Origin of the sequence: Stenotrophomonas sp. TD3 (assembly GCF_001939825.1) — a bacterium.
Classification (GTDB): Bacteria; Pseudomonadota; Gammaproteobacteria; order Xanthomonadales; family Xanthomonadaceae; genus Stenotrophomonas.
The window spans coordinates 755,832-778,408 of sequence record NZ_MOYM01000001.1; the positions used below are offsets into that span (position 1 = coordinate 755,832).

At 67.2% G+C, this 22,577-nt stretch carries 19 protein-coding genes and 3 tRNA genes; 4 read left to right on the forward strand and 18 right to left on the reverse strand.

Features of this window, described 5'->3' with window-relative positions; translation table 11 throughout:
- Positions 1 to 11: 11 nt before the first annotated feature.
- From uvrC to BKE09_RS03680, 11 genes are all read right to left on the reverse strand, one after another.
- Positions 12 to 1,856, reverse strand: coding sequence for an excinuclease ABC subunit UvrC (gene uvrC / locus BKE09_RS03630; RefSeq protein ID WP_075674842.1), 1,845 nt, complete (start codon positions 1,854 to 1,856; stop codon positions 12 to 14).
- Positions 1,853 to 3,265, reverse strand: coding sequence for a hypothetical protein (locus tag BKE09_RS03635; RefSeq protein ID WP_014036625.1), 1,413 nt, complete (start codon positions 3,263 to 3,265; stop codon positions 1,853 to 1,855). The genes uvrC and BKE09_RS03635 overlap by 4 nt, the downstream gene beginning before the upstream one ends.
- Positions 3,262 to 3,750: a low molecular weight protein-tyrosine-phosphatase gene (locus tag BKE09_RS03640; protein WP_075674843.1), complete on the reverse strand. Its 489-nt coding sequence runs from the start codon at positions 3,748 to 3,750 to the stop codon at positions 3,262 to 3,264. Before BKE09_RS03640 ends, BKE09_RS03635 begins: the two co-directional genes overlap by 4 nt.
- On the reverse strand, positions 3,747 to 4,520 hold the full coding sequence (gene kdsB / locus BKE09_RS03645; RefSeq protein ID WP_075674844.1) for a 3-deoxy-manno-octulosonate cytidylyltransferase: 774 nt from the start codon (positions 4,518 to 4,520) through the stop codon (positions 3,747 to 3,749). The genes BKE09_RS03640 and kdsB overlap by 4 nt, the downstream gene beginning before the upstream one ends.
- A gap of 75 nt (positions 4,521 to 4,595) precedes the next feature.
- Positions 4,596 to 5,615: a tetraacyldisaccharide 4'-kinase gene (lpxK, locus tag BKE09_RS03650; RefSeq protein ID WP_075674845.1), complete on the reverse strand. Its 1,020-nt coding sequence runs from the start codon at positions 5,613 to 5,615 to the stop codon at positions 4,596 to 4,598.
- Positions 5,615 to 7,363: a lipid A export permease/ATP-binding protein MsbA gene (gene msbA / locus BKE09_RS03655; RefSeq protein WP_075674846.1), complete on the reverse strand. Its 1,749-nt coding sequence runs from the start codon at positions 7,361 to 7,363 to the stop codon at positions 5,615 to 5,617. Before msbA ends, lpxK begins: the two co-directional genes overlap by 1 nt.
- On the reverse strand, positions 7,360 to 7,782 hold the full coding sequence (locus tag BKE09_RS03660) for a biopolymer transporter ExbD (RefSeq protein ID WP_014036620.1): 423 nt from the start codon (positions 7,780 to 7,782) through the stop codon (positions 7,360 to 7,362). Before BKE09_RS03660 ends, msbA begins: the two co-directional genes overlap by 4 nt.
- Positions 7,783 to 7,785: 3 nt before the next feature.
- The gene (locus BKE09_RS03665) at positions 7,786 to 8,448 is read right to left on the reverse strand and encodes a MotA/TolQ/ExbB proton channel family protein (RefSeq protein ID WP_014036619.1); all 663 of its coding nucleotides are present in this window, start codon (positions 8,446 to 8,448) and stop codon (positions 7,786 to 7,788) included.
- A 3-nt stretch (positions 8,449 to 8,451) separates the two neighbouring features.
- A complete protein-coding gene (locus tag BKE09_RS03670; protein WP_075674847.1) occupies positions 8,452 to 10,851 on the reverse strand; it encodes a DNA internalization-related competence protein ComEC/Rec2 in 2,400 nt (799 codons plus the stop codon).
- A 59-nt stretch (positions 10,852 to 10,910) separates the two neighbouring features.
- A complete protein-coding gene (locus BKE09_RS03675) occupies positions 10,911 to 12,254 on the reverse strand; it encodes a HAMP domain-containing sensor histidine kinase (protein ID WP_075674848.1) in 1,344 nt (447 codons plus the stop codon).
- A gap of 1 nt (position 12,255) precedes the next feature.
- Positions 12,256 to 12,927, reverse strand: a complete 672-nt coding sequence (locus BKE09_RS03680) for a response regulator transcription factor (RefSeq protein ID WP_005415973.1) — start codon at positions 12,925 to 12,927, stop codon at positions 12,256 to 12,258.
- A gap of 145 nt (positions 12,928 to 13,072) precedes the next feature.
- Between BKE09_RS03680 and BKE09_RS03685 the strand changes: the two genes are divergently transcribed.
- Together BKE09_RS03685 and BKE09_RS03690 are read left to right on the forward strand one after the other, a co-directional pair.
- On the forward strand, positions 13,073 to 13,840 hold the full coding sequence (locus BKE09_RS03685) for a MipA/OmpV family protein (RefSeq protein WP_075674849.1): 768 nt from the start codon (positions 13,073 to 13,075) through the stop codon (positions 13,838 to 13,840).
- Positions 13,841 to 13,870: 30 nt separating this feature from the next.
- Positions 13,871 to 14,155 (forward strand): hypothetical protein, encoded by a 285-nt coding sequence (locus tag BKE09_RS03690; protein WP_014036615.1) that lies wholly within the window; start codon positions 13,871 to 13,873, stop codon positions 14,153 to 14,155.
- 87 nt (positions 14,156 to 14,242) lie between these two features.
- On the opposite strand, the gene BKE09_RS23480 is transcribed toward BKE09_RS03690, so the two are convergent.
- Positions 14,243 to 14,383 carry a hypothetical protein gene (locus BKE09_RS23480; protein WP_162838510.1) on the reverse strand — a complete coding sequence of 47 codons (141 nt, stop codon included), beginning with the start codon at positions 14,381 to 14,383 and terminating at the stop codon, positions 14,243 to 14,245.
- 182 nt (positions 14,384 to 14,565) lie between these two features.
- Here BKE09_RS23480 and BKE09_RS03695 point away from each other — a divergent pair, with 182 nt between their 5' ends.
- Positions 14,566 to 14,868 carry a hypothetical protein gene (locus tag BKE09_RS03695; RefSeq protein WP_075674850.1) on the forward strand — a complete coding sequence of 101 codons (303 nt, stop codon included), beginning with the start codon at positions 14,566 to 14,568 and terminating at the stop codon, positions 14,866 to 14,868.
- Positions 14,869 to 14,999: 131 nt separating this feature from the next.
- On the opposite strand, the gene BKE09_RS03700 is transcribed toward BKE09_RS03695, so the two are convergent.
- From BKE09_RS03700 to uvrB, 3 genes are all read right to left on the reverse strand, one after another.
- Positions 15,000 to 15,074, reverse strand: a tRNA-Val gene (locus tag BKE09_RS03700).
- A 98-nt stretch (positions 15,075 to 15,172) separates the two neighbouring features.
- A tRNA-Val gene (locus BKE09_RS03705) sits at positions 15,173 to 15,247 on the reverse strand.
- Positions 15,248 to 15,353: 106 nt separating this feature from the next.
- On the reverse strand, positions 15,354 to 17,378 hold the full coding sequence (gene uvrB / locus BKE09_RS03710; RefSeq protein ID WP_075674851.1) for an excinuclease ABC subunit UvrB: 2,025 nt from the start codon (positions 17,376 to 17,378) through the stop codon (positions 15,354 to 15,356).
- Positions 17,379 to 17,506: 128 nt separating this feature from the next.
- Between uvrB and BKE09_RS03715 the strand changes: the two genes are divergently transcribed.
- Positions 17,507 to 18,037, forward strand: a complete 531-nt coding sequence (locus BKE09_RS03715) for a GspH/FimT family pseudopilin (protein ID WP_075676560.1) — start codon at positions 17,507 to 17,509, stop codon at positions 18,035 to 18,037.
- Positions 18,038 to 18,109: 72 nt separating this feature from the next.
- Here BKE09_RS03715 and BKE09_RS03720 read toward each other — a convergent pair.
- The 3 genes from BKE09_RS03720 to BKE09_RS03730 all read right to left on the reverse strand — a co-directional run bounded on the left by BKE09_RS03720 (position 18,110) and on the right by BKE09_RS03730 (position 22,576).
- Positions 18,110 to 18,186, reverse strand: a tRNA-Asn gene (locus BKE09_RS03720).
- Between the two features lie 55 nt (positions 18,187 to 18,241).
- Entirely contained in the window at positions 18,242 to 18,691 is a 450-nt protein-coding gene (locus tag BKE09_RS03725; protein WP_083663105.1) for a type IV pilin protein, read from the reverse strand.
- A gap of 18 nt (positions 18,692 to 18,709) precedes the next feature.
- A complete protein-coding gene (locus BKE09_RS03730) occupies positions 18,710 to 22,576 on the reverse strand; it encodes a PilC/PilY family type IV pilus protein (RefSeq protein ID WP_075674852.1) in 3,867 nt (1,288 codons plus the stop codon).
- Between the last annotated feature and the right edge of the window lies 1 nt (position 22,577).

Consider the following 22,577-nt stretch of genomic DNA (forward strand, 5'->3'; position numbering starts at 1 on the left):
TGCTTCTCTCTCTACTCGGCCGCATCAGGCGTGGCCAACCCGTGCAGGTTAGCGTAGATACGTGCCGCGAGGGCGTCATTGATGCCTTCCACCTTGGCGATTTCCGCTTCGCCAGCGGCTTTCAGGCCGACCAGGCCGCCGAAATGCTTGAGCAGGCTGGCGCGGCGGCGCGGCCCGATGCCGGGGATGTCCTCCAGCTTGCTGGTCATCCGCGCCTTCTGGCGGCGGCCGCGGTGGCCGGTGATGGCGAAGCGGTGCGCCTCGTCGCGCACCTGCTGGATGAACTGCAGCGCCGGGTTGGCCGCGCCGGGGCGCAGCTCGCGGCCGTCGGGCATCACCAGCGCTTCATGGCCGGCGCGGCGCTCCACACCCTTGGCTACGCCCACCAGCAGCACGCCTTCCACGCCCAGGTCGGCCAGCGCGGCCTGTGCCTGCGCCAGCTGGCCGGCGCCACCGTCGATCAGCAGCACGTCCGGCAGCACGCCCTGCTCTTCCACTGCGCGGCGGAAACGGCGGTCGATGGCCTGGCGCATGGCGGCGTAGTCGTCGCCCGGCTCGATGCCGCTGATGTTGAAGCGGCGGTACTGCGCGCGCACCGGGCCGGCGGCGTCGAACACCACGCACGAGGCCACGGTGGCTTCGCCCAGGGTGTGGCTGATGTCGAAGCACTCCACCCGCTTGACCGGCTCGGCCAGGCCCAGCATGTCGCGCAGCGCATCGCTGCGCGCGTGCTGCGCATTGCGGCTGTTGAGTTCAGTGGCCAGGGTCAGCTGCGCGTTGCGGCTGGCCAGTTCCACATAGCCGGCGCGCTCGCCGCGCACGTTCCACTTCAGCTGCACCTTGCGCTCGGCTGAGGCCGACAGCGCGGCGATCAGCAGGTCGGCGTCGGGAATCTCGCGGTCCAGCAGGATCTCGCGCGGCGGCTCGAATTCGATGTAGTACTGCGAGACGAAGGCGGCAAGCACCTCTTCCGGGCTTTCCTCGCCATTGGTGCGCGGGAAGAACGGGCGGGTGCCGAGGTTGCGGCCATCACGGAAGGCCAGCAGCAGCACGCAGGCCTGCGAGCCCTGCATGGCCACCGCCAGCACGTCCAGGTCGGCGGCGCGGCCGTCCACGTACTGGCGGGTCTGCATGCTGCGCAGCGAGGAAATCAGGTCGCGCAGGCGTGCGGCCTGCTCGAACTCCAGCGCCTCGCTGGCGGCCTGCATCTGCTCGCCCAGCTCGCGGGTCAGCTCGTCGCTCTTGCCTTCCAGGAACAGTGCGGCGCGACGCACCGATTCGGCGTAGTCCGGCGCCGGCACCAGCTCCACGCAGGGCGCGCTGCAGCGGCCGATCTGGTACTGCAGGCACGGCCGCGAGCGGTTGCGGAACACGCTGTCCTCGCAGCTGCGCAGCTTGAACAGCTTGTGCATCAGGTTCAGCGTCTCGCGCACGGCGGTGACGCCGGGATACGGCCCGAAGTAGCGCCCGGGGATGGCGCGCGGACCGCGATGCAGCGCGATGCGCGGCCAATCCTCGCGGGTCAGCAGCACATGCGGATAGGTCTTGTCGTCGCGCAGCGAGACGTTGTAGCGCGGCGACAGCGACTTGATCAGCTGGTTTTCCAGCAGCAACGCCTCGGCTTCCGAGCGCGTCACGGTCACGTCCATGCGCGTGATCTGCGAGATCATCGACATGATCCGCGCGTTCTTCGGGCTGCCGTTGAAATAGCTGCCGACACGGTTGCGCAGCGCGCGGGCCTTGCCCACGTACAGCAGGGTGTCGTCGGCGGCGTACATGCGGTACACGCCAGGGGCGGTACTGAGCTGGGCCGCGAAGGCCTTGCCGTCGAAGGCCGGGGCGGGAACGTCGGTCATTCGCTGATCGGGACTTCGCTGAGCACGCCACTGTCGGGATCGAATCGCAGCACGGCATGGGCGTCGGTCTCGGCGATCCACACCGCACCGGCCCCCACCGCCAGGCCGGCCGGGCCATGCAGGCGGCGCGGCAGCGGCTGGGTGGTCAGTTCACCGCCGCCCAGGCGCAGCGTGCGCAGGCGACCGTTGCCGGTATCGGCAATCCACAACAGCGGAGCGTCCGCGCTCAATGCGATCGCCTGCGGATACTGCAGGCTGGCCTGCGCACGCGGGCCGTCTTCACTGCCGAAGCGCCAGGGCCCCTGCCCGACCAGCGTCTGCACCAGGTCGCCTCGCAGCTGCAGTGCACGGATCGAGGATCCCAATGCGTCGGCGACGTACAGCACCTGCTGCACCACGGCCAGCGCAGTCGGCTGGGCAAAGGCAGCCAGGTGGCCGCTGCCATCACGCTCGTCGATGGAACCACTGCCGGCGCGCCATTGCAGGCTGCGCTGGCCCAGGTGGTAACTCCAGATACGGTTGTCGCCGGCCATCGCGATGTGCAGCTGGTTGTCGGCGATGGCCAGGCCGACCGGATGGTCCAGCGAGACCTGCCGCGCCTGCGCCACCGGACCTTCCACCGGCGCACCGGGACGCCCGTTGCCACACAGCGTGTCGACGATGCCGGTCAGCAGGTTGATGCGGCGCACCGCGTGGTTGCCGGTATCAGCGACGTACAGCGAATCGCGCTCCAGCACCAGCGCCTGCGGGCGGTGGAACGCCGCTTCGGCGAGGTTGCCGTCCATGAAATCGGCGGTACCGAGGCCGAACTGGCGCAGGATGCGGCCGCCATGGCTGCATTCGAGAATGCGGTGATGGCCACTGTCGGCGATGTACAGGCGTTCGGTGCTGACCGCCAGCCCCAGCGGGAAACGCAGCGCCTGGCGCGGTTCCGGATGCAGTTCGCTGCCGCCGCGCGGCGGCGCCGAAGGCGCGCCCTGGCACAGCGCGTTCAGGGCGCGCTCCAGTTCACCGGGTGCTCCCTGCCCGACCAGCCGCTGCTGCTCGCGGCCCTGCGCGTCCAGCAGCACCATGGTCGGCCAGGCGGTGACGCCGAAGCGGCGCCAGCCATCCCAGTCGGCATCGAGCAGCACGGGCATGGCCAGGCCCTGGCGGCGCAGCAGCTTCAGTGCGGCACTGGCATCGCGTTCGAAATCGAAGCGCGGCACCTGCAGCACCAGCGGCTGCAGCTTGCCGGGGTGGCGCGACAGCCATTGGCCGAACTCGGCCAGGCGTTGCGCACTCCAGGCGGAGGCCGCATTGACGAACAGCAGTGCGACCGGCCGGCCGCGCAGTTCGGTCAGGGTGCAGGGGGTGGCATTGAGCCAGGTGGCGAACTCGGGCAGGTCCGGGACGGGCTGGACGTTCATGACCCGATTATGCCGGAGTCAGCGTCATGCAACAGTCGTGCCACCGCACGTTTTGCAGCATCGTCGACCAGCGACCAGACCTGTTCGAAATGATCGCTGCCGCCGGTATAGGGATCAGGGATGGCTACCCGCCCCTGCCCGCCCGACCAGGGCAGGTACAACGCCAGCCGTTCACGCTGCGCCGCCGACGCCAGGCGCCCGGCATCACGCAGGTTCGCCTCGTCGGCACACAGGATCCAGTCGAAACGGTCGAAATCCACGGCCTGCAGCTGGCGTGCGCGCAGGCCGCCGATGTCCACGCCGTGCCCGGCCGCGCAGGCGATCGCGCGGCGGTCCGGCGGCTCGCCCACGTGCCAGTCGCCAGTGCCAGCCGAATCAACCTGCACCCGCCCGGCCAGCGGCGAGGCATCCAGGCGTGCGCGCAGCGCCCCTTCGGCCATCGGCGAACGGCAGATGTTGCCGAGGCAGACGACCAGCAGCCTCATCGCGCCGCCATCGCCTGCAGCAGTCCCTCGGCGCGCTCCAGGTCCTCGGGCGTGTCGATGCCCGGCGGGAACGGCTCGGGCGAGATCGCCACGCTGATCGGGTAGCCCGCTTCCAGCACGCGCAGCTGCTCCAGCGATTCGACCTGCTCCAGCTGGCCCGGCGGCATCGCCGCGAACTGCTGCAGGAAGCCGGCGCGATAGCCGTAGATGCCGATGTGGCGCAACCAGTGGTGGCCGTCCGGCAGCGTGTCGCGGCTGCGTGCGAAGCCGTCGCGGTGCCAGGCGATCGGCGCGCGGCTGAAGTACATCGCCTCGTTGCGCACGTTGCGCACCAGCTTCACCACGTTCGGGTCGAACAGGGTGTGCGCGTCCTCGACGGTCGTGGCGAGGGTCGAGATCGGCGCATTGCCAGCGACCAGCGCATCGGCCACCGCGCGGATGCCGGCCGCCGGTGCGAACGGCTCGTCACCCTGCAGGTTGACCACCACCGTGTCATCGGCCCAGCCGGCAATGCGCGCGCATTCGGCCAGGCGATCGGTGCCGGAGGCGTGCGTGGTCACGGTCATCGCCACCTTCACTTCGGACAGCCCGGACAGCGCATCGGCAATGCGCTGATCGTCGGTCGCCACCCAGACTTCACGGGCACCGGCCTGCAGCGCGCGGCGCGCCACATGCAGCACCAGCGGCTCGCCGCCCAGCGGGCGCAACGGCTTGCCCGGCAGCCGCGAGGCGGCATAGCGGGCCGGGATGGCGACAACGAATTCGGTCATGCGGGCGGTACTCGGCAGGCTCGTTACAACGGGAATGCGGCCAGCGGCGCGTGAATGCAAGCGCCGCCGCGCCACTCAGTTCGGTCGCAGCTTGTCCAGGCGATCGGTCAGCGCCACCCAGAACGCCGCGGGCAGCTCGGCGCGCAGCGGAACCGCGTAGTGCCAGTCGTTGCCGAACGCACGGCATTTCACCGCGTCCTTCTCGGTCATCAATACCGGCAGCTGGCTGCCGAAGGACAGGTCCTGTGGCTGGTAGGCCTGGTGGTCGGCGAACGCATGTGGCACCACGCCGATCCCGCGCGCGCGCAGCATGTCGAAGAAGCGCTGGGGATGGGCAATGCCGGCCACCGCGTGCATGCGCTGGCCCTTGAAGTACGCCAGCGGGCGGGCGCGGCCACCGGCCAGCGGCTGCGCACTGTCGATGTGCAGCGCCATCGGCCACTGGCCGAAGCCACAGGCCTGGGCTGCGGTTTCCTCATCGGCCTGGCCGAGGTTGACCACCCGGAAATCGCATTCGCTGGCGCGGCTGACCGGCTCGCGCAACGGCCCGGCCGGAATCATCCGGCCATTGCCGTAGCGACGCTGCGCATCGACCACTTCTATCTCGATGTCGCGCGCCAGGCGGTAGTGCTGCAGGCCGTCGTCGCAGACGATCACATCGCAGCCGGCCTCGATCAGCGCCTTGCCGGCGGCGACACGGTCGCGGTCCACGCGCACTGGCACGCCGGTCTTCCAGGCAATCAGCACCGGTTCGTCACCGCCCTTGGCGGTTGGCGTATCGGCCTGCACCCACAGCGGTTTGTCGGCGTCTTCGCGACCATAGCCGCGGCTGGCCACGCCCGGCTTCCAGCCAGCCGCGCGCAGGCGCTCGACCAGGGCAATGGTCAGCGGCGTCTTGCCGGTACCACCGGCGGTGATGTTGCCGACCACGATGACCGGCACCGGCAGCGAGTGGCGCTTGCGCCAGCCACGCCGATAGGCGCGCCGGCGCAGTGCGGTGACACCTGCGTACAGGGGCGCCAGCAGGCGCATCGTCCACGGAACCGGGCTGCCGTCGTACCAGTACGGCGGGGTCTGGGTACCCTTGCCGGCCATCAGTCCTGCCTTTCGCGGAACTGCATGCTGTGCAGATGCTGGTACAGGCCGCCCAGTTCGAGCAGCTCCTTGTGGGTGCCGCGTTCAACGATGCGGCCATGGTCCATCACCAGCACCTGGTCGGCATGCTCGATGGTCGACAGGCGGTGCGCGATGACCAGCGTGGTGCGTTCCGGCATCAGGCGCTGCAGCGCATCCTGCACCAGGCGCTCGGATTCGTTGTCCAGCGCCGCAGTGGCTTCGTCGAGGATCAGGATCGGAGCATCGCGCAGGATCGCGCGGGCAATCGCCAGGCGCTGGCGCTGGCCACCGGACAGCAGCGCGCCGTTCTCACCCACCGGAGTCTGCAGCTGCTGCGGCATGCGTGCGATGAACTCCCAGGCGTTGGCAGCTTCGGCGGCCGCACGGATCTGCTCGTCGGTCGCTTCCATGCCATAGGCGATGTTGGCGGCGATGGTGTCGTCGAACAGCATGACCTTCTGCCCGACCATCGCCACCTGGCGGCGCAGGTCGGCCAGCGGGTAGTCGTCCAGGGCCACGCCATCGAGGGTGATGACACCGCCGCTGGGCTCGTAGAAACGCGGCACCAGCCGGATCAGGCTGGTCTTGCCGCTGCCCGAACGGCCGACAATAGCCGTCACCGTGCCCGGCCTGGCAACGAAACTGATGTCATCCAGGGCAATGCCGCTGTCTTCGCGGTAGCGCAGCATGACGTGGTCGAACGCCAGTTCGCCGCGCACGCGCTGCACGCGGTGCTGGCCCTCGTCACGCTCCACCGGCATGTCGATGATGCCGAACAGGCGCTCGGCGGCGGAAACACCGCGCGAAATCGAGGTCTGTACGCTGGTCAGGCGACGCAGTGAGGGAATGATGGCCATCATCGAGGTCATCAGGCCCATGAACTGGCCGGCATTGAGGCGGCCCGCGAGGGCTTCGCGGGTCGACACCCAGACGATCACCGCCAGCGCCAGTGCGGCCAGGAACTGCACCACGCTGGACGCGGCGGCGCGGGTGACCTCGACCTTCATGTTCAGCGCCAGCATGCGGTTGGCCAGGCGCGAATAGCGCGAGATCTCGTGCTGCTGGGTGCCATGCACCTTCACTTCCTGCTGCGCGGCCAGCGACTGCTCGGCGGTCTGGGCCATCGTGCCCATGCCGTCCTGGATGCCGCGGCTGATGCGCCGGTAGCGCTTGCCGACGTAGGACACGATCACGCCGATCAGCGGCACCACCACCAGCATCGCCAGGGTGACCTTGACGCTCATCTGCAGCATCACCGCCAGCATCGCGATGATGGTGAGGGTATCGGCCACCACGGTCTTCAGCGCGTCGGCGCTGGCCTGGGTGACCTGTTCCGTATCGAAGTTGAGGCGGCTGACCATCACCGGCGTCGCTTCGGTATCGAAGTGCGACGACGGCAGGTGCAGGTACTTCTGCAGCACCTGCTCACGCAGGTCGCGGACCACGCTGCGGCCGGTCTTGGCCAGCGTGTAGTCGCTGACCCAGGTGGCCACGCTGCGCATCAGGAACAGGCCGAGGATGGTCAGCGGCAGCACCACGGCCGCGCGCGGCTGCGGATCGACGAAACCTTCGTTGACCAGCGGCTCCATCAGCTTGGTGAAGTGGTAGCCGGCCAGGGCTTCGACCACCATGGCAATGACCGCGCCCACCATGAACACCCAGTAGGTGCGGGTGTAGCCCAGCAGACGTTTGTAGATCGGCCACACCGGCGCGTGATGGGAACTCATGGACGCACCTCTGGCGCAGTTGCAATGGCGATACGACGGAAACCGAGCTGACCGAGCGCGTCCTGCGCAGTCACCACGGCCTGGTAGGGAGTACGCGCGTCGGCGCGCAGCAGCACGGGCTGGCTGCGATCACTGCCGGCGACGGCGGCGATGGTCTGCTTGACCGACTCGACATCGCTGCGCAGCACTTCCTGATCATTGATGAAATAGCGGCCTTCGGCGTTGATCAGCACGCTGAGCGAACGCGGCGGCTCGTTGTTGGGCTGCTGGCTGGCGGTGGGCAGCTGCACCTGCAACGTCGAGCGCGCATCGAAGGTGGTGGTGACCACGAAGAAGATGATCAGCACCAGGATGACGTCGATCAGCGGGACCAGATCGATATGCGGCTCATCCTGGGATCGGTCATTGCCGATACGCATCGATCAGGCCTTCGCCGTGGCGGCGTTGGCCGGGCGTGCCGACGGGGACGGGTTCATCACCCCCGGGCGACCGTCGAGCGTGTCCAGCAGGGCGCTGGCTTCCTGCTCCATCTCCACCACGTAGCCGTGGATGCGGCCCTTGAAGTAGCGATGGAACATCAGTGCCGGGATGGCCACGATCATGCCGGTGGCGGTGCACACCAGGGCCTTGCCGATACCGCCGGCCAGCTGGTTCACATCACCCACGCCATGGTCGAGGATGCCAAGGAACATCTGGATCATGCCGATCACGGTGCCCAGCAGGCCCAGCAGCGGGCCGGCCGAAGCGATGGTGCCCAGCGCGTTGAGGAAACGCTCCATGCGATGCACCAGATGGCGACCGGTATCCTCGATGCGCTCGCGGATCTGGTCGCGCGGGCGGTTGCGGGCTTCCAGCGCGGCCGCCAGCAGCGCTCCCAACGGCGAGTTGGCGCGCAGGGTCTGCAGGTGCGCCGGGTCAAGCTTGCCGCGCGCGGCCCAGTTGCGCACTTCCTGGCCGAGGCCAGGCGGCAGCACCTCCGTTCGCCGCAGGGACCAGAAACGCTCCAGGATGATCGCCAAAGCCAGTACGCCCAACAGCAGCAGCGGCACCATTGGCCAGCCACCGGCCTTGACCAGTTCCCACACGTTTCAACCCTCCGGCCCAACGGCCGCTTGTTCGATCGGCGATAGGATAGCAGCCGACCGCGCCCGCCCAGCGGCATCCCACCACCGGGATGCATGGATACGCTGTTCACGCAGCTGCAGCCCTTGTGCGCCAAGCCATACGCGGATCGCACCGGACTCCACGGTGGACACCACCTCGGCCCCCTGCGCCTGCCAGCGCCGGACCACGTCCCGGCGCGGGTGGCCGAAACGGTTCTGGTGCCCGGCCGAGACCAGCGCCAGCCGGGGGGACACCGCCGCCACCCAGGGCGCGCTGGAGCTGCCGCCGCTGCCATGGTGCGGCACCAGCACCACATCCGCCTTCAGCGCCGCCGGAGACGCCCGCAACAGCGCCTGTTCGGCCGGACGGCCGATGTCCCCCGGCAACAGGACCACGCCATGGGCAGCGGCCACGCGCAGCACGCAGCTGTCCTCGTTTTCGGCCCGCTGGCTGCCGGCATCCGGGTGCAGCACCTGGAAATCGACGCCGTCCCAGTGCCAGCGCAGGCCGCGCTGGCAACGCCCGGCCCCGGCGATCGTACTGCCCGGCGGCGCCAGCAATGACAGACCCGGCAGCTGAAGACGCAGGCGCGGCAGGTTGCCCGCATGATCGAGATCGTCGTGGCTGAGCAGCACCCGCTCGGGCGGAGCCTGGCCCAACGCCCGCAGTGACGGAACCAGGATCCGCTCACTGCCCTCGCCCCCGTTCGGCGGCCCCACGTCATACCAGAGCGCATGCCGCGCGGTACGCAGCAACACCGCCGTTCCCTGGCCGACGTCATGCACCAGCAGCTCCAGCTCCCCCTCGGCCGGGCGCTCACGCGCCGGCCACAGCAGCGGCAGGCACAGCAGCAGGCCAGCCAGCCCGCCCCCGGCACCGCGTGGCAGCAGCCACCAGAACACGCCCAGCAGCGCCGCCGGCACGGCCCAGGCCGGCGCCTCGGCCAGCCACCACATCGCCTGCGGATGCGCCGCCAGTGGCTGCAGGGCCTGCCAGCTGATCTCGAACAGCCACGCCGCCGCACGCCACGCCCAGCGCCCGCCCCCGTCACGCAGCACCTGCAGGGCGGTGCCCAGCAGCGACAGCGGCACCACCAGCAGGGTCCACCACGGGATGACCGGCAGGTTCACCAGCGGCCCCAGCCAGGCGGTGCCCCCGAACAAGGCGATGCCCAGCGGCAACAGGCCGACGCTGGCCACCCCTTGTGCGGCCAGGAACCCGCGCAGGTGGGTGGCCACCCCGCGCGGACGTCCCTGCGGCAGGCACCACACCAGCCACAACACGCCACCGAAACTGAGCCAGAAGCCCGCCGACAGCACCGCCAGGGGCGCCGGCAGCAGCAGCGCCAGCGCCGCCAGCGCAAGCCCCTGCACGAGACCGAGCGGTCGTCGCCCGCTGCGCGCCAGTGCGACCAACCCGATCATCAGCGCAGTGCGCACGGTCGGCAATTCACCGCCGGCCAGCAGCGCGTAGCCTGCTGCGGCCAGGGCCGCGGCGCAGGCCGCCGCCTGCGGACGTGGCCAACGGCAGGCCAGCAGGGGGCACAGCCACCACAGCCCCCGGCACAGCAGCGCCCCCAGCCCCGCGACCACCCCAACATGGAACCCGGAAATGGCCACCAGATGGGTCAGTCCCAGCGCCCGCAACTGATCCCAATCACTGTCGGACAGGCCACGCGTATCGCCCAATGCCAACGCCTGCACGAAGCGCGCGGCCGGATGGGCCACCTGCGCGGCAATGGCGGCACTGGTGCGCTCACGCCATGCTGGCAGGCCATGCGCGGCCTGCAGCTCACGCGCGCTGGCCGGCGCCCGCACTGTCCCACTGCCGGACACGCCTCGCAGCAACGCATGGCGCTCACCGTCGAAACCACCGGGATTGATCCGCGAACGCGGCGCACGCACGCGCAGGGCCAGATTCCACTGCGCGCCGGCGCGGACCTGGTGCCGCCCAGGGCCGGTGTCGGCGGCAGCGCGCGCATGCCAGACATCGTTCCAGGTGACCTGCAGGCGTTTGCCACGCAGTGATGGCAGGTCGGTGCTCTCATTGACCTGAAGCAGGAAGCGGGTGTGCGCGGCGCCGTGATCCGGCAGATCGATGACCCGGCCACTGACCACCACATTCCGTGGCGGCTGGCCCGGTGGAAGCTGCTCCTGCAGCGCCCAGTGCCCGTGCACCGCCGTCCAGCCGACACCGAACAGCACGACCGCAAGCAGACGCCCGCGCCAGCGCAGCCCCCACCCTGCGCTGCCGAGCACGATCATCAGCGTGCAGGCCCACAGCGGCGGCAGCAGCGGCAGCTGCACGCAGGCCAGCGCGCCCAGCGTCAGCGCCGCAGCGGAGCCACTGCCCAGCAAGGGAGACGCGGAACGCTCATCGGCCATGCAGCCAGCCTGCCGCCGCCGGCAGCAGGTTGCCTATCGGGACTTGCCCCGAAGCTGCGTCAGCGTCGAACGCTGCCGCGATGGAAGTTGACCCGGAAGCTCGCGCCGCCCCCCGAGGCTTCGCCGACACTGACCGAGCCACCGTGGTGCTGCACGATTTCCTTCACCAGGTGCAGGCCGAGGCCACTACCGCTGCCCGCCGCGCGCAGGCGATGGAACGGTTCGAAGATCGCCTCACGGTCGCCCACCGGAATGCCCGCGCCCTGGTCGCTGACTTCCAGCAACCCGCGCGTATCCAGCCGCACGCAGATGGTGCCTCGGCCACCGCCATGCACGATCGCGTTGTGTACCAGGTTGGCGATCACCCGCCCCAGCGCCAGGCTGTCACCGTGGATCCACACCGGCACTTCCGGCGCATCCACTTCGAAGCCATAACCGGCGCCAACCACCAACGGCGCCAGGTCCGCCGCTGCTTCACGCACCAGCAGGGCCAGGTCCAGCCGCTGCAATGCACCCACGTTGCGGTCCAGGCGCTGCAGGTCGAGCAGGTGCTCGGCAACATTGCCCAGCCGTGCCACGTCGGTCAGCAGCTGCGATTTCAGCTCGCCCTGCGGCAGCTGCGACAGGCGCGCCTGCACCACGGCGATCGGCACGCGCAGCTCGTGCGCGGCGTCGGCGAGGAACTTGTCGCGCGCGGCATAGCCCTGCTGCACTTTGTCGATGGCGTCGTTGAACGCTTCCACCAGCGGTGCCACTTCCGTGGAGACCAGCTGCGCATCCAGGCGCGCACCGGGCTGGCCGATGTCCAGTTCCTTGGCCTGCTGCGCGGAACGGCGCACGCCTCGCATCGCACGGTGGATCACGGTCGGCATCACCAGCAGGGTGACGACGATCAATGGCAGGAAGAACCACAGGCCGATCAGGCGCAACACCATCAGCGCGCCATCCAGCAGACCGCCCTTGGGTGCGCCACCAACCATCACCGTGATGCGGCGCCCATCCTCGTTGCGGATCATGACCCGCGCCACGTCCAGATAGGGCGGTACCAGCGAACCCAGCTCAGTGGCACCCACGGTCGGCAGGCGGGCGAGCAGCGGCGCGTGGATCGCCGGAACGGTGCCGCGCTCCAGCCACATGCCCTTGTCGTCCACAGCGGCGAACCAGAGATTGCCGCCGGCGTTGGCATCGAGCTTGTCCCAGCGCGCCTGGTCCAGCACCAGGCGGCCGCCTTCGCTGTGCACCGCCTTGGCCACGGCCTCGGCAACGAACATGTCCATGCCCCAGGAGTCCTTGTCCCCCCAGGTCAGGATCAGCGCGACCACCGCGAACAGCACGGTAAAGGCCTGCGCCAGGAACAGGCGCCAGGCCAGGCCAAGGGTGATCGAACGGATTGGACGGGCCATCTCAGGCCTCCGCCAGCAGGTAGCCGACGCCCCGGATCACATGGATCTCCACGCCGGCACCGGCCTGCTGCAGCGCCTTGCGCAGCTTGGAGATGTGCGCGTCGAGCGCATTGGACTGGATCTCATCGTCGAAGCCGTACACCGCAGCCTCCAACGCACTGCGGGTGACCGTGCGCCCCTGCCGCATTGCCAACGCCTGCAGCACCAGCACCTGCCGCCGTGGCAATGCCAGCGGCTGGCCCTCCACCTGTGCCTGCAGCGATTCGAAATCGAACTCGAGCCGCCCCAGCCGCAGGCTTGGCGTCACCATCGCCGAAGGCCTGCGCGAAACGGCGCGGATGCGTGCCATCAGTTCCTCGATCGCCACCGGCTTGACCAGATAGTCATCGGCACCGACGTCCAGGCCTTCGACCTTGTCCGACAGCGTGCCCTTGGCGGTCAGCATGATCACCGCCAGGTTCGGCCGCAGCGCGCGCGCCGTCGCGACGAATCCGGCGCCATCGCCATCGGGCAGCTGACGGTCGAGCAGCAGCAGCTGGTGCACCGGTTCGCGCAATGCGAGCGCGGCCTCGGCCAGGCTGCCGACCACGTCGGCGACCACGCCCTGCCGCTCCAGGCCCGACTGCAGGGCACGGGACAGATCAGGATCGTCTTCGACCAGGAGGATGCGCATCAGGGACTCGTCAACCGGAAACGCTGCCGATCATAGTGCCTGGCGCCGTGATTTTGCGCTCATGCATGCCGAACGCGCGGGCGCAATGTTCTGACAATGTTGCCCCGTCACCATGCGCAGCCATCCCCTGCAACGTGGCTGATCGATGCCGTCGCTGTCCCCGACCCTGCTGCGCCCGCTGCTGTTCACCGCTGCCCTCGGCGTGCCGCTGCTCACCCATGCTGCCGGGCAGGATCCGGGCGTGCAGGCCGGCATCAGCGCTGGCGCCACCTCCGGCGCATACGCGCACTATGACGTCAAACCGCTGGTGGTACCGGCCGTTGCCTGGCAGGGCGAGCGTTTCTTCGCCAGCCCCGGCTCGCTGGGCATGTACCTCTACAAGGGCCAGGGACTGCGCCTGTCGGCGGCGGTCACGCCCTACACGCTGCGCTTCAAGACCGATGATGTGAACGATGTGCAGCTGCGCCGCCTGCACAGCCGGCAGATGTCGGCCATGGCGGGGATCAACGGTGAGTACAGCGCCGACTGGGGCATGGTCGAGGCCAGCGTGATGCGGGAAGTCACCGGCCATGGTGGTGGTATCGAGTCGCGCCTGCATTACAGCTATCCGATCCAGGCGGGCCGCTTCACCTGGGTGCCGCGGGCGGGCGTGGTGCATTCCAGTGCACGGCTGCTCGACTACTACTACGGCATCAGCGACGAAGAAGCCCTGCGCTCGGGCCTCGCCGCTTACCGCCCGGGCAGTACCACGTCGCCGAGCCTGCAGATCGCGGTCAGCACGCCGCTGGGCACGAAATGGCGCGCCACCGGCGTGGTGGCCAACCAGTGGTTCGGTGATGCAGTGAAGGACAGCCCGATGGCACGACGTGGCACGCAGACGTCAGCCTTCGTTTCCCTGATGCGCGCCTTCTGAGCGCGTGCCCCCTACGGACAAGGACCCCCCATGGCCTCCGTCTCCCCCGCCACCGAAGCCCACGCGATCCTGCGCGCGCCCGACCTGGACAGCGCCGAGCGCGTCTATCTGGGGCTGATGCCCGACCTTGAACACGTGAACGCACTGGCACGCCGTGCAGTGGGCCTGTCACGCGTTGCCGACGCCGCACGCGGCTATGCGCTGTCGATGACCCTGGTCGGACTGCGCCTGCAGGAGCTGGAGATGGGCGAACCGACGGCCCGGGAACATCGCCAGGCGACCCTGCGCAGCCTGCGCCAGGCCTTCAGCGCCTGACGACACACGCACGGACACTGCCGCCGCACCCTTGCGGCGGCACCCGCATTCACTGCATCAGCAGAGAAGCCCGCGCGGTAGCGTCGCTCAGCGCAGCGTGGTCCACGCCAGCAGCGCGCACAGGATCGCAACCCAGATCACTGCCTTGAACGTGCCTTCCAGCATGTTGCCGCCGAACAGGCGTTCCAGGAACGGATTGGGCCTGGACACCGGGACGTGATCGCTCATGTGGCAGCTCCTTGCAGTGATGGCGCGGTTGCGCGGTAGCGCCGAGTCTACGCCTGCGCGGCCCGGATTCATCGGCGCCTGCCTGCCTTTGGCGACGCAATCCCCGCCTTCGTCGCAGGCCGGCTGCGGTGCCCGGCCGGCCATGCCAGCCTGCATGCACTTTCCCGCTGGAGCACCGTGCCATGCCGATGCTTGCCCTGATCCTGCTGTTCTCCAGCCTGTTCGGCGACGGCAGCGGGCCCACCGAGGATGCCCTGCGCAGCCAGATCCTGAGCACCGAGGGCCCGCAGGACACGCATGAAGCGCTGCCCCTGCAGCTCTATCACCTGCGCCAGGATCGCGTGCTGCGCCTGGGCAGCCAGCAACCGGCAGGCGACCACGGCGGCAGCCCTCATGCTGCGCTGGCCCGGGTACGTGTGGCGCAGCTGTGGGAGCGCGTCGATGGCCACTGGCAGATCCAGCGTTCGATCACCATCACCCGCTGATTTCACGCCACTGAACCGGTAGGGGGGCGGCTTCGCGGAAACACCGGGGCACTGTCCCCGGAACGAAAAAAGCCGGCCCCGGGGCCGGCTTTCATCGTTTCCACCGCTACACCGGCAACGCCGGGAGCAGGTGGTGGGCGGTACAGGGTTCGAACCTGTGACCCCTACCATGTCAAGGTAGTGCTCTACCGCTGAGCTAACCGCCCATCTTGTTCTTGCCGCCCGAAGACTGGCCTTGTTACGTAAAAACCCGGCGCCAGGGCCGGGCTTTGCAGTTCACGACAGCCCTCCTGCGAGGACTTCGTGGTGGGCGGTACAGGGTTCGAACCTGTGACCCCTACCATGTCAAGGTAGTGCTCTACCGCTGAGCTAACCGCCCGTTTTGCTTCTGCATTTCCGCGATTGCGTCGGTGCAGGCCGCGTATATTACGGATGCCGGCAGGGAAGCGCAACACTTTTGTGAAGATGATGCTGCACTGCCGCGTTCAGCCCAGGCTGGCTTCCTTCAGCTGCCGGATCTGGTCACGCACGCGCGCGGCATCCTCGAATTCCAGGTCCTTGGCGTGCTGGTACATCTGCTGTTCCAGCGCCTTGAGACGGACCCCAAGCTGCGCCGGCGACAGCGAACGATAGTCGGCCGCCTCTTCGGCCACGCCCGCCCGGCCCTTGCCCCTGCCCTTCTTCACCTCCTTCTCAGCAGCATCCGAACGCGCGCCTTCGAGGACATCGACGATCGGGCGCGCCACCGAGCGCGGCACGATGCCATGTTCTTCGTTGTACTCGACCTGCTTGGCGCGGCGGCGGTCGGTTTCATCGATCGCCGCCTGCATCGAACGGGTGATCCTGTCGGCGTACAGGATCGCCTTGCCGCGCACGTTGCGCGCGGCGCGGCCGATGGTCTGGATCAGCGAGCCGGTGGAACGCAGGAAGCCCTCCTTGTCGGCGTCGAGGATCGCCACCAGCGATACCTCGGGCATGTCCAGGCCTTCGCGCAGCAGGTTGATGCCGACCAGCACATCGAACTTGCCCAGGCGCAGGTCGCGGATGATCTCCACGCGCTCGACCGTGTCCACGTCCGAGTGCAGGTAGCGCACGCGGATGCCATGCTCGGTGAGGTATTCGGTGAGGTTCTCGGCCATGCGCTTGGTCAGCGTGGTGACCAGCACGCGGTCACCCGCCTTGATGCGCTCGTTGGCCTCGCTCATCAGGTCGTCGACCTGGGTGCCCACCGGGCGGATCTCCACCACCGGGTCGATCAGGCCGGTCGGGCGCACCACCAGCTCGGTGATCTCGTCACCGGCCTCGCGGTATTCGTAAGGCCCCGGCGTGGCAGACACGTAGATCGCGCGCGGGCAGCGCTCCTCCCATTCCTCGAAACGCAGCGGACGATTGTCCAGCGCCGACGGCAGGCGGAAGCCGAACTCCACCAGGGTCTCCTTGCGCGAGCGGTCACCCTTGAACATGGCGCCGATCTGCGGAATGGTCACATGCGATTCGTCGATCACCAGCAGCGCATCGGCCGGCAGGTAGTCGAACAGGGTCGGCGGCGGCTCGCCGGCGTTCTTGCCGGTCAGGTGCCGTGAGTAGTTCTCGATGCCGTTGCAGTAGCCGACCTCGGCCATCATTTCCAGGTCGAACTGCGTGCGCTGGGCCAGGCGCTGCGCCTCCACCAGCTTGTTCTGCGCGTACAGCTGCTCCAGCCGTTCCTTCAGCTCCACCTTGATCGTCTCGATCGCCGCCAGCACGCGTTCGCGCGTGGTCGCATAGTGCGTCTTCGGGTAGACCGTGAAGCGCTGCATGTTGCGCAGCGTTTCGCCGGTCAACGGGTCGAACAGGGTGATCTTCTCGACCTCGCCATCGAACAGTTCGAGGCGCAGTGCCTCGCTGTCCGACTCGGCCGGGAACACGTCGATCACTTCGCCGCGCACGCGGAAGGTACCGCGCTGCAGCTCGTACTCATTGCGCGTGTACTGCAGCTGGGTCAGGTGATTGATCAGGTCGCGCTGGTCGATGCGCTCGCCCTTGGACAGGATCAGGCGCAGTGACAGATAGTCTTCCGGTGCACCCAGGCCATAGATCGCGGACACCGTGGCCACCACGATCGCATCCGGGCGCGACAGCAGGGTCTTGGTCGCGGCCAACCGCATCTGCTCGATGTGCTCGTTGATCGAACTGTCCTTCTCGATGAAGGTGTCCGACGACGGCACGTAGGCTTCGGGCTGGTAGTAGTCGTAATAGCTGACGAAATACTCCACCGCGTTGTGCGGGAAGAACGCCTTGAACTCGCCATACAGCTGCGCCGCCAGCGTCTTGTTCGGCGCCATGATCAGCGTCGGCTTCTGCACGTTCTGGATGACGTTGGCGATGGTGTAGGTCTTGCCCGAGCCGGTCACGCCGAGCAGGGTCTGCTTGGCGATGCCTGCCTCGAAGTTGCTGGTCAGCTTCGCGATGGCATCGGGCTGGTCGCCCGCCGGCGAATACGGCGAGACAAGTTCAAAACTGTCGCTCATGGTGTTGCCAGTTCCCGGGAATGATGAGTATACGGGGCGAGGGGTGACGGCTGGCTGAGGGGTTGCCGGGCAGTCCGCCAGGGGGATTCCCGATGGCGGCCGCGCAGCAGGGCGCGGAGGCTGGATGCATGCACCCGACCCACGCCCCCTGTCCCCTTGGCCCCCGCTTCGCGCGGGGCGTGCACCTGACTGAACTGCTGGTGGTCATCGCCGTGCTGGCGGTGCTTGCCAGCCTGGCGCTTCCCTCACTGGGAGGCGCACTGGAACAACTGCAGTCGGATCGCCTGCGCATGCAGTTGCACAGCGCCCTGAACCAGGCACGGGCAACGGCACTCAGCCGGCGCCGGACCATCGGCATCTGTGCCAGCTCGGATGGACTGATCTGCGGCGAAGATTGGAGCCATGGCTGGATGCTGTACCAGCCCGGCCAGGATAGCTCGACCGTCCCCATCCTGCATCAGGCGCTGACACCGCGCAGGCGATTGGCCGCTCGCAACAGTACCGGGCGCCCAACTCTGGAGTTCCGCGCGGACGGGCGCAGTCTCGGCCGAAATGCAAGAATCCTGATCTGCCAACGCGAACATGCCCAGGCTGAAGTCGTCGTCAGCAATACCGGACGAGTCCGCTCCCAACGATTGGACGGAGATTCTGGCTGTTGAAGGTCTGCCTGCGGGCCATGGCAAACTGCAGGAAAAGAAAAAGCCGCGAGTTCTCGCGGCTTTTTCAGTATCTGGCGCCCGAAGTTGGACTCGAACCAACGACCCCCTGATTAACAGTCAAGTGCTCTAACCGGCTGAGCTATTCGGGCGGGGAGGCGCATTCTAGTAGGTGCCAGGATGGGATGCAAGCCCCGATCACAACATTCACCAGCAGGCTGCCACCGTCGACGCGCTGGCGGTCTTTACGCCGGCCTGATTGATGGACAGGGTGCCGCACTTGTCCTTGGCCTGTTCACCCTGCGGGGTCGCCGTCAGCGTGAAGGTGCTCTGTGCGGCCTGTACGGTCACCGCATAGTTCGCCGTGCCGCCTTCGCGAGGCGACTGGGCACTTGTGGCGCCGCCGCTGAACCGGAAATTTGCGTAGGTGTTGTTGGTCGTATGCGAGCGCTCGGCCAACTGGGCGTACTCGACAAGATCCGCCTTCGCCTGGGCCCGTCGTGACTTGCGTACCTGTTCGACATAAGAAGGATAAGCCACCGCCGCCAGGATCGCGATCACGGCAACCACGATCATTAGTTCGACCAGGGTGAATCCCTTCATCTGCGCAAACGCACGAGGCTGGCGCGCCAACAGACCTGCATTCGTGGGGAACATGTTCACTCGAACTCTCCGTTACTGGATCTGGCGCCAGGACTGACGGCCGCAGGGATAAGGGGCATACATGGGCGCGGCACCAGAGACGTTGACCGCGATCCAGCAGCCCGCGCCACTGGGAACCGTCGGAATCTCGGCGTCATCCGAGGGCTTGTTGGCCGGCTGCAGACGGGGAACCACCGAAACGCCCACATCCTTGACCGGAGCATTACCACCGGTACTCAGCTGTACACCCGCCGTACCCTCGGACGCCGCCGTACCCGTGATCGACCCCATACGCATGCCCGCCAGCGCTCCGAGCCCGGTTCGCGGGCTCAGGCCCAGCAGCCAGTTGGCACCACTGGTGCTGCAGCCACTGGTGATCGATTCGGGCGCGTAGGTCGTGATGAACAACGTGCTGGAAGCAAGCTCCGGATAACCCACGGCACGCTCACCCGCAGGAAGATCCACATACCAGCCACGCGCCCCGGTCGGTGCTGTGCCGGCCTGGATGCTGCGCGCACCTCCGGTGGTGGACAACGTATTGGGCGTGAGGTTGGAGCGGGTCAGGGTGCTGGTGATCACGCCAGCGGAGAGATCATTGAATCCGTACACGCTCTGGATCTGCGTGCCGGAGATCGGCAGCGTGTCATCGTTGAACGAGAAGCTACCGGTGCCAAACATCACCAGCACACCGCCACTCTCACCGGACGCCACCTGCAGACCACCGGTGATCGGCTGGCGGTAGGTAGAACCGCTCTGCACGAAGGTCCCGGTGGTGAACGCCGGCACTGTTACCGTTGTCGCATCGGACAGCAGATCGAACTTCCACACCGCCCCCTTCAGGTCCGCCGCATAGACGGTATCAGCGTAGCCATCACGGATACGGATGGGCGCGTTGGTGGCAGGATCCAGGCGCGTGCTGTCAACTCGATCAAGCACCACGATGTTGCCCAGACCATTCTTGCCTGCAATGGTCGAACCTGGCTCGCTGGCCTCAATCATGCGCACCCGGGGCGCTGTCCCGGTACCGATATCCACCACGAACAGCACCGCCTTGTTGCTGGCGCTGGAATAGCCATTGCCGAAAATCGCTTTCCAGCTGACCGAGCCATCGGCCGCACGCACCGGTACGATGACCGGCTTGCCGAGGACGTGGCCAATATTGGCGCGGACCGCCGCATCGCCGGTGAGATCGTTGATCTCCCACAGGCGGTTGTCGCCAGCGAAGGTGTCGGGCGCGCTGACATCCAGCGCAAACACACCACGGCCGCCGGCACCGGTAGTACCTACCAGCGTCGTATGCCAGTCACCGCCGTAGAACGTATCGCCGACGGTCAGCGGACCGTCCACGAAATACTTGTGCACGAACGGCTGTGCGTACTTCTTCTCTGGATCGTTGGGGATCAGCAGGTTACCCATATGCCCATAAGAGGTGGCCGGGATATATCCGAACAACTCGCGACCACCCTGTCCTCCCACGGTGCCTGCCGCATCCATGCCGCCGTCGAATCCATGCAACATGCCATCATTGGCACCGGCATAGACCGTGTAACGGCGCTTCGCGCGCTTGGTCCCCAGATAGGTGGAATAGCTGGTACCCAGGCTGCCGGCCAATGCGCGATACCCGAAGTCGTCTCCCGGCGCACTGATGACTGGCGTGGAATTGATGATGTCGCCCAGTACCGTAGTGCGATCGCGCAGCCGGCCACCACGACGGACTTCACGACTGGTATCGCCGAGCAGATAGTTTGCCGCTGCCGCAGCATCGGCCCCCAGCGCGGTGAGCGTTGAGGCATTGCAGATCGACTGCGCCGGGTACTGCGTGGACGAAAGGCCGCACAATCCCGCCAATGACACCGTGGTCGCGCCGAACTTGCGCACCGTACCGGCATCATTGAAATACACGTTGCGCGCAGTGGCGGCCGGGAACTGCTCGCTGGCTTCCCAAATACGCGTGTACTGCACTTCGCGGGTCGTCGGATTAACCGTGGCCTGGCTGGCAGTGAGGCGACTGAACCAGTCAGTGCCATTGTTCTGGACGTCGTACATCGGCACCACCGTCAGCGACCCTGGGCCGATACGGGCACCACTCTGCGCGAACGTTCCCGACGGCGAAGAACCCGAACTGACTGCCGACAGCACGCGACGCATCGCATCGGTCACGTCGGAAGGCGTCTTGGCATTGATGAACTCGCCGCGGCTGTTGATCGAGGCGTGCCACAGTTCGTCGATCACGCGACCGTCGTCGGCCGTCACCGGGTCGCCATTGGCGTTCCAGTTCGGCGGGTTGGCGTAAGGGTCATCAGTCGACACCTGATTGACTTCGTAGATGTTGCCCTGCGCCCCCAGCGTGACGCCGTAGAAATTCATGTGCAGGTTGGTCTGGCAATCCAACCGCTTCCAGTCCGGCGAGGAGGAATCCAGGTTCTTGCACTGCTCCGGCACGGGCACCAGACCAGCCGGGAAGCTGGCGCCGGTACGCAGGGGCGTGAACGAGCCGGCATAGTAGGATGCGGCGATATCGGCAATGGTATTGGCGTATCCGTCGGCAAACGGCGCGCCCGGGAAGTGGGTACCGCCGGCCGCGTCGGCATTGCCATAGCCGCTGGCGACATTGTTGGCGTTGGTATAGCCGTCGGTGAACAGCATGCCGCCATTCTTCTGGCAGGCACGGATGACCGGTGCGCCACTGTCGGTGCGACGGAACTGCTCGCCAAGGAACGCCACCGCCTGCCGGTTGGGCGTGCCACCGGCAGGCTTGAGCCGATAGATCTGCGCGAACAGATCTGCGCGCTGGGTAGCCACGTCGAACATCGTGACGTTCTGGCGGTTGTTGATGGTGAAGTAGCCCACCCGCATGTTCTCTACGCCTGCCATTGCATGCGAGGAGGAACCCACCATCGACAGGATGCGGTTGCGGTGATACTGGAACCAGTTGGCGAAATTCGTCTTCGCGTCGGCCAGCTGGGGCGATCCCTTCGGGTAGTTCGCATCGAGGATCTGATAGCGGCGCATGTCGCAGCCCGGACCGCAGGCATTGCGGATCAAAGGCCGGTTCACTTCCGCGGTCAGGTAACCGGCAGGTGCTGGTGCGCTGGCAGGCAGATAGAACGTTGCCGGCACATAGCCCATCTGCACGGTGCAATTGGCGCGCACATCGACGTCGTTTGCCAACGTGGTCCAGTTGCCGTTGGAGCTGGCCAGGCCATTGCCGCTGGTCGAGTTGCAGCTACGGGCGGTGGAGCGATAACGGCTGCCTGCCGGAATCGTCATGCCCGTCATGAACTGGAAGGCTTCACCACTGACCTCACGATACGCCAGGTTGTAGAGCGTGCCGTATCCAGCCGAGAAATCAGTGCCATATACCCCCGGATCGCGCGGGTCGGCACGGGCATTGCCGAAGTCCGCGACCGGCCACAGGGTATTGCTGCTGGCATCGGCCTGCGGAAGTTTCCAGGGACTATAGGTCACGTCCGGGTTGTAGTAGCTCGCGTTGTAGGTCGGAGAACGCGCGAAACCAAAGGCATCGATCGGCGGAATGGCGCGCCCCGGCGAGTACGACGCAGCGAATCCCGAATGCGGGAAAAGGTACAGGTAACAGTCCACCGAATTGTTCGAGCAGCCCGCACCGACGTCGTAGAACACCCCCGCCGAACTGAAGAAGCTGCTTCCCGTCCACTGCATGCGACCATCTCCACCCCGGAAGATGCGCTCGAATGTCATCGAGTTCGAATCATCGACCGCCATGATGAAGGCAGGCTGGATGGCCGTGGTGTTGTTCAGCGGCGCCTGGGCGAGATCACCCTGGCCTTGTGCCGCGAACAGGCTATAGGCGAAATAGCCGCCTACGCCCAACAGGGCGATAGCGGACGCAGCGATGATCCGGGGGGTCCGACGGGACATG